8 protein-coding genes are annotated in these 13,447 nt (G+C 41.4%); 6 read left to right on the forward strand and 2 right to left on the reverse strand.

Annotated elements, in window-relative coordinates; all coding sequences use genetic code 11:
• Positions 1–30 precede the first annotated feature (30 nt).
• The gene (locus tag M595_RS07750; RefSeq protein WP_023065644.1) at positions 31–3,003 is read left to right on the forward strand and encodes an EAL domain-containing protein; all 2,973 of its coding nucleotides are present in this window, start codon (positions 31–33) and stop codon (positions 3,001–3,003) included.
• Between the two features lie 181 nt (positions 3,004–3,184).
• Here the strand turns inward: M595_RS07750 and M595_RS07755 are convergent, their stop codons facing one another.
• Together M595_RS07755 and sufR are read right to left on the reverse strand one after the other, a co-directional pair.
• Positions 3,185–3,562: an NDH complex assembly factor CRR9 gene (locus tag M595_RS07755; protein WP_023065621.1), complete on the reverse strand. Its 378-nt coding sequence runs from the start codon at positions 3,560–3,562 to the stop codon at positions 3,185–3,187.
• Between the two features lie 72 nt (positions 3,563–3,634).
• Positions 3,635–4,282 (reverse strand): iron-sulfur cluster biosynthesis transcriptional regulator SufR, encoded by a 648-nt coding sequence (gene sufR, locus M595_RS07760; protein ID WP_040483764.1) that lies wholly within the window; start codon positions 4,280–4,282, stop codon positions 3,635–3,637.
• Between the two features lie 229 nt (positions 4,283–4,511).
• Here sufR and sufB point away from each other — a divergent pair, with 229 nt between their 5' ends.
• From sufB to M595_RS07785, 5 genes are all read left to right on the forward strand, one after another.
• Positions 4,512–5,948 (forward strand): Fe-S cluster assembly protein SufB, encoded by a 1,437-nt coding sequence (sufB, locus tag M595_RS07765; protein WP_023065591.1) that lies wholly within the window; start codon positions 4,512–4,514, stop codon positions 5,946–5,948.
• Positions 5,949–6,081: 133 nt separating this feature from the next.
• The gene (gene sufC, locus M595_RS07770; protein ID WP_023065599.1) at positions 6,082–6,864 is read left to right on the forward strand and encodes a Fe-S cluster assembly ATPase SufC; all 783 of its coding nucleotides are present in this window, start codon (positions 6,082–6,084) and stop codon (positions 6,862–6,864) included.
• The gene (sufD, locus tag M595_RS07775) at positions 6,864–8,204 is read left to right on the forward strand and encodes a Fe-S cluster assembly protein SufD (protein ID WP_023065615.1); all 1,341 of its coding nucleotides are present in this window, start codon (positions 6,864–6,866) and stop codon (positions 8,202–8,204) included. Before sufC ends, sufD begins: the two co-directional genes overlap by 1 nt.
• A gap of 153 nt (positions 8,205–8,357) precedes the next feature.
• Positions 8,358–9,620 (forward strand): SufS family cysteine desulfurase, encoded by a 1,263-nt coding sequence (locus M595_RS07780; RefSeq protein WP_023065630.1) that lies wholly within the window; start codon positions 8,358–8,360, stop codon positions 9,618–9,620.
• A 441-nt stretch (positions 9,621–10,061) separates the two neighbouring features.
• Positions 10,062–13,352 (forward strand): EAL domain-containing protein, encoded by a 3,291-nt coding sequence (locus M595_RS07785; protein ID WP_023065586.1) that lies wholly within the window; start codon positions 10,062–10,064, stop codon positions 13,350–13,352.
• The last annotated feature ends 95 nt before the right edge of the window (positions 13,353–13,447 follow it).

A 13,447-nucleotide genomic window follows, 5' to 3' on the forward strand; every position in this document is an offset into this window, starting at 1 on the left:
AGTATAGAATAAAAAAGTCAAGCAAAAAGCATGAAATTCTGGAAATTTATTCAAAAAAAATTAGCTCGTTATCAAATTAAATCCTCTAAAATCCCCAAAGAAAAATCGATTAATGAAATCCCAAAAAGCTTGTTTATGCTCTCACCAGATTTAGTAGGGATAGCGGATTATAATGGCTATTTTAAGCAAGTTAACCCCGCTTTTGAAAGCATATTAGGCTATACAGCCGGACAACTACTCGCTCAACCTTGGATTGAATTTGTTCATCCAGACGATCAAAACGTAACACTTCTAATATTTGAACAGCTTCTCAATCAAGAGTCTATCATAAATTTTGAAAATCGTTATCGCTGTCAGGATAATTCCTATAAATACTTATCTTGGACTGCAAAAGCCGACCTCGAAAACAATTTAGTTTATGCTGTCGCTCGGGATATAACCACGCAAAAACAAACCGAAACTCAATTGCGATGGCGAGTTCGCCAACAAGCGGCGGTTGCTCAACTCGGTCAACTCGCTTTAGAAAAAACTATCGATGTAGACAAAACTAATTTTCTTGAGCAATTATTTCAGCAATCGGTCACGATGATTGCCGAGATTTTAGATGTTGAATATAGCAAAATTTTACAACTTCTACCAGACAATCACCACTTCTTAATCATAGCAGCTTTGGGTTGGGAAGCGGGTCTAATTGAAACCACAACTGTTGAGATGGGACAGAACACCCATGTTGGTTATACCTTACTTAAAAATGAACCTGTGATTCTCGAAAATTTACAAGCTGAAACCCGTTTTCAGGGGTCATATTTGCTGCATGAAAATGAGATTATCAGTGGGATTAGTGTGGTGATCTGTTCGAGAGAAAAACCCTTTGGAGTCCTCGCTGTTCATAGTAAAAAACAACGTCAATTTAGCACAGATGATATCAATTTCCTGCAAGCGATCGCTAATATTCTAGCAATGGCTGTAGAACGACACCAATCTGAAGAACATCTTCACCTACTAGAACGAGCTATCAATTCAGCCAATAATGGCATCATTATCACTGATCCCAATCAACCCGATAACCCGATTATTTATTTCAATACAGCCGTCGAGCGTAGCACGGGTTATTCCGCATCTGAAATCATAGGTAGAAACTGTCGCTTCTTACAGGAAAAAGACCGAAATCAACCCGAAATTAATATCATTCGAGCAGCGATTAAAGCAAAAAAAGAATGCAATGTTGTATTGCGGAACTATCGCAAAGATGGGAGTTTATTTTGGAACGAATTGTTTATTTCCCCGGTTTTTAATAATCAAGGAAAACTCACAAACTTTATTGGGATTCAAAAAGATATTAGCGATCGCAAACACTCAGAAGCCAATCTCAACAAGTCTGAAGAACGTCTCAAAAAGATCGTGTCAGCGATTTCTGATGCGTTGATGGTTGTTAACAGCAATGGTGTGATTCAGTTTGTCAACCCGGCGGCTGAAATTTTGTGTGATCGATCAGAGTCTGTACTGATCGGTTATCAGATTGGTAATTTTTTACTCGAAGAAGATAAAACTGAGTTAACAATTTTACAACCAACAGGAAAGCAAGTCTTTGTAGAAATGCGATCGTTTGAGATTGATTGGGAAGGAGAAAAAGCGACTCTAGTTTCCCTGCGAGATATCACTGAACGCAAGCAAGCAGAAGAACAACTGCGACACAGTGCTTTTTATGATGCGCTGACTAACTTACCCAACCGGGCTTTATTTATGGATCAGTTGGAACAAGCAATTGATCAAACCCAAACCTCAAATCAGACTTCATTTGCTGTGATCTTTTTAGATCTCGATAGCTTCAAGTTTGTCAATGAAAGTTTAGGACATATTATCGGTGATCAACTACTCATTGCCATCGCTGCTCGTTTGGAAACTTGTCTACGTTCAGGAGATATCCTGGCGCGTTTAGGCGGAGATGAATTTACTTTTCTTCTCAAAGATATTGAACAAGTTAGTCAAGCGATTACAGTTGTGCAGAATATCCAGCAGAAATTAACCTTTCCATTTGATCTAAGTAGTCATCAATTGTTTAGTAATGCCAGTCTAGGAATCGCACTGATCAGCCCCGATTATACCTATCCAGAAGAAGTATTACGGGATGCAGATATTGCTATGTATTCAGCCAAACAACAAGGAAAAAATTGTTATGCTATTTTCAACTCGCAAATGCGCCAAAAAAGTCAAAACCGACTTCAGTTAGAAACCGATTTGCGTTATGCTTGGGAGCAGCAAGATTTTTTAGTCTACTATCAACCCGTTGTCTGTTTGCAAACCCATCAAATTGTCGGCTTTGAGGCTTTAATTCGTTGGCAACATCCGACTAAAGGTTGGATTTCGCCCTATCAATTTATACCAGTTACAGAAGAAACGGGATTAATTATCCCACTGGGTTACTGGGTGCTAAAAACAGCTTGTAATCAACTTAAAGCTTGGACTCAAATCTCTCCCAAAATGCAGCATTTAATGATGAGTGTCAACCTCTCAAGTCGCCAAATTCAAGACTATAATTTTGTCGAAAAGATTAATCAAGTTCTGACTGAAACTCAGATCAATCCTCAAAATCTAAAATTAGAAATAACAGAAACTATATTAATGGAAAAGCCTGAAGATGTTAAAGAAAAATTAATCCAAATCAGAGCGCAAAATATTCAACTCAGTCTAGATGATTTTGGCACAGGATATTCCTCATTAAGCTATTTACATAACTTCCCCATCAATACCCTAAAAATTGATCGATCTTTTATTACGCGGATGAATTTTAACCCTGAAAATGCTGCCGTTGTTCAGGCGATTATCACTTTAGCACACACTTTAGGCATGGATGTAATCGCCGAAGGGATAGAAAAAGCTGAACATTTAGAACGTCTTCAAGCGTTAGAATGTGAATACGGACAGGGTTATTTATTTTCTAAACCCGTCAGTGCCATTAAAGCCGAGCAGTTACTCGGATCTCAACAGTTTTGGATGGAATAATTACGGTTTAAATCTTTAACTCTTTAACTCTTTAAATCTTTATAGCAGGTCGCGCTGGTATGTTTACAAATCCCCGGAAATAAAGAATTGTGAAAAGCCTTACTGGACTAGGCTTTTTCCTCCCTTTTGCCTCTTGCCATATGAGCTCTTGCCTTGTGCGAAGCACTATAACATCAATTCTTTATTCTTGTCTAATTTTACTTTCTTGTTCAAACCAACTGACAACCTGTTTTAGTGTCAGGTTTTCTATCGGTTGCTGTTCTGACTGAGCGATTTGTTTTAAAGGCTTCAACGACGACAAGACTAAACGAGTAAAAAACAGTTCAAAATTACTATCGAGTTCAAGTTGTTGTTGAATATTTTCGTCTTTTTTAATCCAGTCAGAGACTTGTTGAGCGGTAACGGCTTCGACTGAAATTTCTTTTTCAGCCGCAATTTGTTTTAAACACCTCAACGCATAAATCGCTAATCGAGTCGAGAATTTTTCTTTAGAGGACAATAAAGCCGCATCGACTTGAATGGCTTCTTCCGAGGTCAAAAATTCCATTGTGGGTTGCATAGCTTAATTAAAAATTTAACATTAAATCTACGTCATCCTGAGTAGAACGAAGGACTCTTAGCCGTCTTTTTACTACTGGTTAATAATTAAATATCCACACCGATGTTCGCCATTAACAATCCAGTGTGTTCGTTCCACAGTACAATCAAACAGAACTGCACTAAACATCTCTAATTCGTGGCCGCAAACACTCGGAAACGATTCCGCCACATTAGAAATAGCGCAGTTATGCTCCGTTAACACATACTGTTCAGTTTCCGGACTCGAAGACTCCATCGCATACCATTCCGCCATGTAGCCTTCTGCTTTGCGAAGTTCCACTAACCGAGCAACTCGTTCTTGAACTGAACCTGTTCCTACTTGTTGACGATATTCTAAGGCTTTACGTTGCCACTGTTTTTGTAAAATTTGACTGACTTGTTCATGTCCAACCGTTTCCGCTAACGTATCGAGGAACGAAATCGCAAACTCATCATATCGTTTAGGAAAGCGATCGCGCCCCTGACTGGTAAGCTGATAAATATGCTGCGGTCTTCCCATCCCCGCCTGGACAGACTCGTATTGAATAGCACCTTCAGCTTCTAGATCTTTGAGATGACGTCGAATCGCTTGGGGACTGATATCAAGGAACCCTGCCAACTCTAGTGCTGTGGCTTGACCCCGCTTGATGAGTTGTTGCACGATATCACGCTTGGTGGAATGCTGCTGAGTAATGGTCATCGGTATTTTTTATAAAAATTTACAAAATTAGACTTTGACAATGCACTTATTGTTAATGTAGCTTAAAATAGACTTAAGTAACAAACCTGTTGTTTAAGTTCGGAGATTAGGGACGGAAGGCTGAAAGCAAAAAACACTTGTCGTTAACAACCCAGTTCCGTCACTGGTCTACCATCGGTCAACAACTGACTATCAACTATCCCAGAAGAACCCTAACCCTATTAAACCTATGACTGCTTCAGTTAAAACCCTAGTCAACGAACCCTATAAGTACGGCTTTGTCACCGATATCGAGTCGGACTCGATCCCCGCCGGACTGAATGAAGACGTCGTGCGCCTGATCTCCGCCAAGAAAAACGAGCCAGAATTTCTGTTAAACTTTCGACTCAAAGCCTATCGGCAATGGCTGAAAATGAGCGAACCGACTTGGCCCCACGTTGACTATCCCGCAATCAATTACCAAAATATTGTTTACTATTCTGCGCCGAAAGTAAATGAAAAGAAAGGCAGCCTCGACGAAGTAGACCCGACACTACTCGAAACTTTCGAGAAACTGGGGATTTCCCTCTCTGAACAAAAACGTTTAGCCAATGTCGCCGTTGATGCGGTATTTGATAGCGTTTCCATTGGAACAACCTTCAAAGAAAAACTCGCCGAAGATGGAGTCATTTTCTGTTCCATTACAGAGGCCGTCAAAGAACATCCTGAACTGATCGAAAAATACTTAGGAAGCGTGGTTCCCGTTGGCGATAACTTCTTCGCCGCCCTCAACTCCGCCGTCTTTAGTGATGGTTCTTTTGTCTACATCCCCAAAGGCGTCAAATGTCCGATGGACTTGTCAACCTACTTCCGAATTAATAACGGCGACTCAGGCCAATTTGAACGCACGTTAATTGTCGCTGAAGAAGGCAGTTCCGTCACCTACCTCGAAGGCTGTACCGCCCCGATGTTTGACACCAACCAACTCCACGCGGCTGTCGTTGAATTAGTCACCCTCGATAACGCCGAAATCAAATATTCCACCGTCCAAAACTGGTTTGCTGGAGACGAAAACGGCAAAGGCGGAATCTACAACTTTGTCACCAAACGCGGACTCTGTAAAGGAGTGAATTCCAAGATTTCTTGGACACAAGTTGAAACGGGTTCGGCTATTACTTGGAAATATCCCAGTTGCGTCTTAATTGGAGATAATTCCGTCGGAGAATTTTACTCTGTCGCCCTCACGAATAACAAACAACAAGCCGATACCGGAACCAAAATGGTTCATATTGGCAAAAATACCCGTAGCACGATTATTTCTAAAGGAATTTCTGCGGGAAATTCATCCAATAGTTATCGCGGTTTAGTGAAAATGGGGCCAAAAGCAAAAGGCGCTCGCAACTATTCTCAATGTGATTCAATGTTAATCGGGGATAGAGGTCAAGCCAATACATTCCCCTACATTCAAGTCGATAACAACACCGCTAAAGTTGAACATGAAGCCTCGACTTCAAAAATTGGAGAAGATCAACTGTTCTACCTCACTCAACGGGGAATTTCTCCAGAAGATGCCGTCTCTCTAATTATTAGCGGATTCTGTAAAGATGTCTTCAACGAACTCCCGATGGAATTTGCCGTTGAAGCCGATAAATTACTCAGTCTGAAATTAGAAGGAAGTGTGGGTTAGTTCTTCGTCAATTAACCTCAAACCGAAGAAACAGATGTCGAGTAGCCAGAACCGATTGTAGAGATGTTGAATGCAGCGTCTCTACTCAATAAACTTGTATCCATTGTTCATTTTTCTGTGACTAGAAACCAAAATGATTCGAGAAAATAGCGAAGTGATTTTGTCTGTCCGAGATTTAACCGCCAATGTTGACGGAACACAGATTCTTAAAGGCTTAAACTTAGAGATTAAAGCCGGAGAAATTCATGCGGTGATGGGTCAAAATGGCTCGGGAAAAAGTACCTTTTCCAAAGTATTAGCAGGTCATCCGGCTTATGAAGTCACAGGCGGAGAAGTGACATTTTTAGGGCAGAATTTGTTAGAACTAGAACCCAATGAACGGGCAATAGCGGGGATATTTTTAGCGTTTCAATATCCTCTAGAAATCCCCGGTTTAACTAACTTAGATTTTCTGCGAGCGGCTTATAATGCCCGTTTGAAAAGTCAAGGAAAAGAAGAAATAGATGCCTTTGATTTTGATGACCTAATTCGCGATAAATTAGACGTTGTTAAAATGAAGCCCGAATTTCTCGAACGCAGTGTCAATGAAGGCTTTTCAGGCGGCGAGAAAAAGCGGAATGAAATCCTACAAATGGCATTACTCGAACCCAAACTCGCCATTTTGGATGAAACTGATTCGGGTTTGGATATTGATGCCCTCAGAATTGTTGCAGGTGGCGTGAACCAGTTAGCAAACGCTGATAATTCTATGTTAGTGATTACCCACTATCAACGATTATTAGACTATATTGTGCCGGATTTTGTTCATGTCATGCAAGCCGGACAAATTATCAAAACCGGAAGCAAAGAATTAGCCTTAGAACTCGAAGAAAAAGGCTACGATGAAGTGATTGAAGCTGCAAAAGTGGGAGTTTAATGGTTACACAAGTTCAAGATAAACCCGAAGTTTCTTATTTGCAGCAATTGTTAAACTTGGCGAAAACCCAAACAATTGTTCCTCAAAATTCGCATCTGCAAGATCTTCGCGATCGCGCCGCAACAGAACTACAAGACAAAGCCATTCCAACTCAAAAAGAAGAAGATTGGCGGTTTACAGATTTGTCAGGTTTGTTGCAGGTGAATTTTCAGGCAGCAAAACCAGTTCAGCTAACAAAAGAAGATATTTCACCCCTGACTTTACCCGAAGCCGAAAATAGCCGCTTAGTATTTGTTGATGGTGAGTATGCACCGCATTTATCAACCGTCTCCCAAACCGACGGCATCTTTGCCGGAAACTTAGGAAATCTACCTGCATCTTTCAGCGATCGCTATGATCATTATCTCGACAAACAACAAGGCAATTCCGAGATTTTTACCGCCCTCAATACAGCCTCACTAACGGATGTTGCGATCATTTGGGTGGGGAAAAATAAAGCGGTAGAAACCCCCCTGCATTTACTCTTTATTTCGACGGCTGATGATACTCCGAGAATGAGTCAACCTCGGGCATTAGTTGTCGCAGAAGCGGGGAGTTCTTGCACCTTAATCGAACACTATGCCAGTTTAGAAGATTGTTCGGGTTTCTCCACTCATCATCCCTATTTCGTGAATACCGTTACCGAAATTTGGGTCGAAGAAAACGCCGAAATTAAACATACCCGAGTTCAACGGGATGCCCCCCAAGCCTTTCATATTGGTCGAACTGCAATTTCTCAAGCCCGTACTAGCCGTTATACCCTCAATACTATCAGTTTAGGGGCGAAATTATCCCGTCATAATCTCGATCTTAATCAAACTGGAGAAGGAACCGAAACCACACTCAATGGGTTAACTTTAATTAGAGAAGAACAGTTAGCCGATACTCACAGTGCGACCTTTTTTAACCACCAGCACGGGATCTATAATCAAGTCCATAAATGTATTCTAGATGATCGCGCCCGAGGTGTCTTTAATGGCCGAGTGGTGGTGTCGCAAGCCGCCCAATTAACCAATGCGAACCAACTCAGTCAAAATTTGTTACTCTCATCCCAAGCTAGAATTAATACTAAACCGCAATTAGAAATTGTTGCCGATGATGTTAAATGTTCTCATGGGGCAACAGTGAGTCAGTTAGAAGATGATGAAATCTTCTATTTGCGAAGTCGTGGCTTGGATGATCGCATGAGTCGTCATTTATTAATTGATGCTTTTGCGTCAGAAATTTTGCAGAAGTTACCCTTAGACTCTTTACGACAAATACTCAGTCGTTGTGTCGCTTGTCGCACCGAATTAAGCTAACACGTTACAGGTTTGTCGTTGTGCTAACGGCACACATCCAATCGTGATTTCTAAAAAACGGATAAGGGCGTATGCCATGCGCCCCGACAGAGAATTATTCTGTAATATTGAGTTCCTTAATTTTGAACATACAGCAGAAAAAGGATAGAAAAAATGACTTTAATTCAAGAAAAAACATTAGGTGATAAAGTTCGTTCCGATTTTCCGATCTTACATCAAGAAGTTAACGGTCATCCGTTAGTTTATCTCGATAACGCTGCCACCTCTCAAAAGCCTCAAGTGGTGATTGATGCCCTACGAAACTATTACGAAGGTTATAACTCCAATGTGCATCGAGGTGTGCATACATTGAGTGCCAAAGCTACCGATGAATATGAAGCCGCTCGTCAAAAAGTGGTAAAATTTGTCAATGCTGCTTCCTATCAGGAAATTATTTATACTCGTAATGCGAGCGAAGCCGTTAATTTAGTTGCTTATTCTTGGGGATTAAATAATATTAAAGCCGGAGATGAAATCATCCTCTCTGTGATGGAACATCATAGTAACTTAGTGCCTTGGCAGATGCTCGCTCAACGCACGGGTGCCGTGTTAAAGTTTGTTGAACTGACGGAAACACAAACCTTTGATTTAGAGCAGTTTAAGAGCTTGATTTCGACCCAGACAAAGCTGGTTTCTGTGGTTCATGTTTCTAACGTTTTGGGTTGTATCAATCCCGTTGAAGATATTTGCAAGATTGCCCACGAAAACGGCGCAAAAGTCTTAATTGATGCTTGCCAAAGTTTGCCCCATATGCCTGTAGATGTGCAAGCAATGGACTGTGATTGGTTAGTGGGTTCGGGTCATAAAATGTGCGCTCCGACGGGAATTGGCTTTTTGTATGGAAAGTTAGAAATATTGAACGCCATGTCACCCTTTTTAGGCGGGGGAGAAATGATTGATGAGGTGTATTTAGATCGATTTACCTATGGAGAACTTCCCCATAAATTTGAAGCGGGAACCCCGGCGATTGGAGAAGCAATTGCATTAGGAGCAGCAGTGGATTATTTGATGGGAATAGGCATGGATAAAATTCATGCTTATGAACAAGAAATGACCGCTTATTTATTTGAGAAGTTGAAAGATATTCCCGAACTTACAATCTACGGGCCAAAACCTCAAGCGGATGGTTCCGGACGAGCGGCTTTAGCGAGTTTTACCGCCGGAGAAATTCATGCCAATGATTTATCAACCTTACTCAATGATGTAGGAATAGCTATTCGTTCTGGACATCATTGTACTCAACCCTTACATCAATATCTGAATGTAAATGGTTCTGCTCGGGTGAGTTTTTATTTTTACAATACTCGGGAAGAAGTTGATGTGTTTGTCACTCAGCTCAAAGAAACAATCGCCTTTTTCAACCAGATGTTTTCCTGAGTTGATCAAAACTTATCACAGTTATTCATTCAATCTTATCAATTCCCCTGTCACGAGATGGGGGATTTCTCATTCAAGCTCGATGTGATTGCCTGTATCACAGGTGAGATAGCATTGATCCTAAAACATTGGTACGATACCAGACTAAGTTTTTATCGGTTTTCATCTAAAATAAAACTTTAACTCAATTTCGTGCCATTGGAGCCACCCCAAGAGTTGCGGTTGCTGAAAATGGGCTTGGGTTGAGAGCCTGAAACCAATCGTCGGCTTTGTCTATTTAGAATCCTCTTTCCTTTAGGGAGAGGAGACATCAACTAAAGCGATGAGATCAAAGCGCTGAGAACGATTAACTCATCAATACCTCGATCAAGCCAAACCTATAAAAGAGCATCTACTGATCAAAATTAGGAATTTAGTCGGTTAATCATTAACCTCATAACAATGCAAATTTTACGTCAGGTGAAAAAATATTTCCCTAGAAACTCTCTAAAAACTGAAACTATTTTGGGTCAAGCCGGGCTGGCGATGGTTGTCGGTTCGGGAATTTTGGGAACAACATTAATCCTATGGCAATTCATCCTCATTCAAGAGCCAATCACCCAGAGGGTACAATTGAGCTTAACAAGCTTAACATTGGGACTCGGAATATTACTCGGAGCGATCGCCACTCGATTCATCTCTCAGCGAAAAGTTAACGCGGAATTAGAGACTCACTCCGAGATCGATCCCGAACTTTCGACCACCCCGCCTCAGTGTCAACCTTTCATACAAGAACGCGATCGGTTTTTTAGCCTTTCCCTCGACTTACTCTGTATCACCAGTTTTGAGGGGTATTTTCAACGGGTCAATCCCGCTTTTGTCACCACACTGGGCTATACTGAAGCCGAACTCTTATCGGTTCCTCTGTGGGAATTTGTACACCCAGACGATCAAGGCGCTACAAAAGCCGAACTTGCAAAGCTCGCTCAAGGTAAACCCTCATTTAACTTTGAAAACCGCTATCGTTGTCGCGATGGTGATTATCGCTGGTTATCTTGGACTTCAGCGCCGTTTTTACAAGAAGGATTGTTGTATGCGGTTGCTCGGGATATCACTGAATATAAGCGTTCTGTGGCTCAATTACAATCGCAGATCGCCCAACAAGCAACCGTTGCTGAACTGGGTCAATATGCACTTAGTCAAACCAACGTTGATCAATTATTGACTGAAATTGCCACTTTAATTGCTCAGACTTTAAACGTTCACTTTGTCAAAATCTTAGAACTGTTACCCAATGGGTCTGCGTTACTGTTAAAAGCGGGAGTCGGTTGGTCGTCTGGACTGGTGGGTTATGCTCATATTAGTACCGCTTCTCACTCTCACGCGGGCTACACTCTGGCTCAAAAGCAGCCTGTGGTGGTTGAAGATCTACGAGTTGAAACCCGCTTTAAAGGTGAACCTCTGCTTCACAACCATCGCATCGTCAGTGGAATAAGCGTCATTATCGGTGAAGAAGACGAACCCTACGGCGTTTTAAGTATTTACAGTCGGACTCAACGCAGATTTAGTGGTGATGATATCCATTTTATTCAAGCGATCGCCAATATTATCGCCACTGCGATCGCCCGCCAGCAATCTACAGAAAGTCTGTATTTAATGGAACGGGCGATTAATGCCAGTAGCAACGGAATTATCATTACTGATGCGACGGAAATAGATAATCCGATTATTTATGTCAACGCGGGTTTTGAACAGATCACAGGCTACAGTTCAAAAGATGTTTTGGGGCGCAACTGTCGTTTGTTGCAGGGGCCAAAAACAGACTCCTCGGAAGTTGAACGCTTGAGAACCGCTCTTTTACAAGGTCGAGAATGTCGAGTGGTGATCCAAAATTATCGTCAAGATGGCCGTCTATTCTGGAATGATCTGCAAGTCGCTCCTGTTTTTAATGATCGCGGACATCTGACTCATTTTATTGGTATCCAGAACGATATCACTGAACGCTATGAAGCTCAAGAAGAAGTTCGTCAAACTCGTAATTTCCTCCAGACGATGATTGACCATTTACCTGTGGCGGTATTTGTCAAAGAAACTCATCGGGATCAGTTGGGGCGGTTTCGGTTGTGGAATAAAGCCTGTGAACAGTTATTTGGCTTGAGTGCGGTTGAGGTTTTGGGAAAAACGGTTTATGATGTGTTTCCATCTGAACAAGCTGAATCTTTTCACCAACAAGATCAAGCGGTATTAGAAGCGGGTACGGTGTTGGATATTCCAGAAGAACGGGTGGAGACTCAAACCCTCGGCCAACGGATTTTGCATACGGTGAAGGTACCTTTACTCAATCACTATCCTGATACTGAATATCTGCTTTGTATTGGTGAAGATATTACTAAACGCAAGCAAGCCGAAGACCAACTTCGTCATCATGCTTTTTATGATACTTTGACTGATCTTCCCAACCGGGCTTTGTTTTTGAATCGTTTGGCTCATTCTATCAAGCAGGTTCAACAGGCTTCTGGGGAATTGTTTGCGGTTTTGTTTTTGGATTTGGATAATTTTAAGCGTGTTAATGATAGTTTAGGACATCAGATTGGAGATCAATTATTGATTGCGATCGCTCGTCGGTTAGAAGGGTGTCTACGTTCAAGAGATACTCTGGCTCGACTCGGAGGCGATGAGTTTACGATTTTACTGGAACAGATAGAGGGTGTTACGGATGCGATCAAAGTCGCTCGTCATATTCATCAACAATTGATGCTTCCGTTTAATTTGAGTGGGAATGAGGTGTTTACCAATGTCAGTATTGGGATTGCTTTTAGTTGTTCTCGTCACGAACAGCATCCTGAAGAATTGCTGCGAAATGCAGACTTAGCGATGTATCGGGCGAAGGAGATGGGAAAAGGGGCTTATGCGGTGTTTGATACTAGAATGCACCGACAGGCGGTAGAACGGTTGCAGCTTGAAACTCAACTCAGACGAGCATTGGAACTCAACGAGTTTCAAGTTTATTATCAACCGATTGTCTCGATTACAACCGGGGAGGTGATCGGTTTTGAAGCGCTGATTCGTTGGTTGAATCCCTATAAGGGTTTTATTTCTCCGGCTTTGTTTATTCCGGTGGCTGAAGAAATGGGGTTAATTGGTAAGATTGGTCAGTGGGTACTCGCATCAGCCTGTGAACAATTGCAGGTTTGGCGCCAACAGTTTCCTCGGTTAAAGAATCTGACTGTGAGTGTTAATCTGTCGAGTAAACAGTTACGAGAACCGGATTTATTAGAGCAGATTGATCGGGTTTTAACCCAAACCGGTTTACCGAGTCATTGTCTCAAGTTGGAGATTACTGAAAGTTTGTTGATCGACAATTATGATCAGGCTCTGAAGATTCTTCGTCAAATTAAAGCTCGGAATATTCAGTTGAGTTTGGATGATTTTGGGACGGGTTATTCGTCTTTGAGTTATTTACATCGTTTCCCGATTAATACTTTGAAAATTGATCGTTCTTTTGTAAAAAGGCTTAAGCCCAATTCTGAAAATACCGCGATTATTAAAGCGATTTTGCGGCTTGCTAATGCCTTAGAAATGAATACGATTGCTGAAGGGATTGAAACTGTTTTTCAGTTGGAAAAGCTCAAGGGTTTGGGCTGTGAATATGGACAGGGACATTTGTTTTCTAAAGCTTTAGATGCTCAAAATATTACTCATCTTCTCAGTATTATTCAACGTTCATTGACTGAGGCAAATTCTGCTCATTGATGAATGGTTTTTATTGAATTTTGTAAATTTTGATTACAAAGTATCAACTTATTGATCTTGATCTCTCTCTGGGCTTTAAATAAGTTTTGTTGATT

This window comes from Lyngbya aestuarii BL J (genome assembly GCF_000478195.2).
GTDB lineage: Bacteria > Cyanobacteriota > Cyanobacteriia > Cyanobacteriales > Microcoleaceae > Capilliphycus > Capilliphycus aestuarii.

Excerpts from the sequence above, each read along its gene's own strand:
- M595_RS07750 (WP_023065644.1), top strand. The coding sequence starts at position 31 with ATGAAATTCTGGAAATTTATTCAAAAAAAATTAGCTCGTTATCAAATT.
- M595_RS07755 (WP_023065621.1), bottom strand. The coding sequence starts at position 3,562 with ATGCAACCCACAATGGAATTTTTGACCTCGGAAGAAGCCATTCAAGTC.
- sufR (WP_040483764.1), bottom strand. The coding sequence starts at position 4,282 with ATGACCATTACTCAGCAGCATTCCACCAAGCGTGATATCGTGCAACAA.
- sufB (WP_023065591.1), top strand. The coding sequence starts at position 4,512 with ATGACTGCTTCAGTTAAAACCCTAGTCAACGAACCCTATAAGTACGGC.
- sufC (WP_023065599.1), top strand. The coding sequence starts at position 6,082 with ATGATTCGAGAAAATAGCGAAGTGATTTTGTCTGTCCGAGATTTAACC.
- sufD (WP_023065615.1), top strand. The coding sequence starts at position 6,864 with ATGGTTACACAAGTTCAAGATAAACCCGAAGTTTCTTATTTGCAGCAA.
- M595_RS07780 (WP_023065630.1), top strand. The coding sequence starts at position 8,358 with ATGACTTTAATTCAAGAAAAAACATTAGGTGATAAAGTTCGTTCCGAT.
- M595_RS07785 (WP_023065586.1), top strand. The coding sequence starts at position 10,062 with ATGCAAATTTTACGTCAGGTGAAAAAATATTTCCCTAGAAACTCTCTA.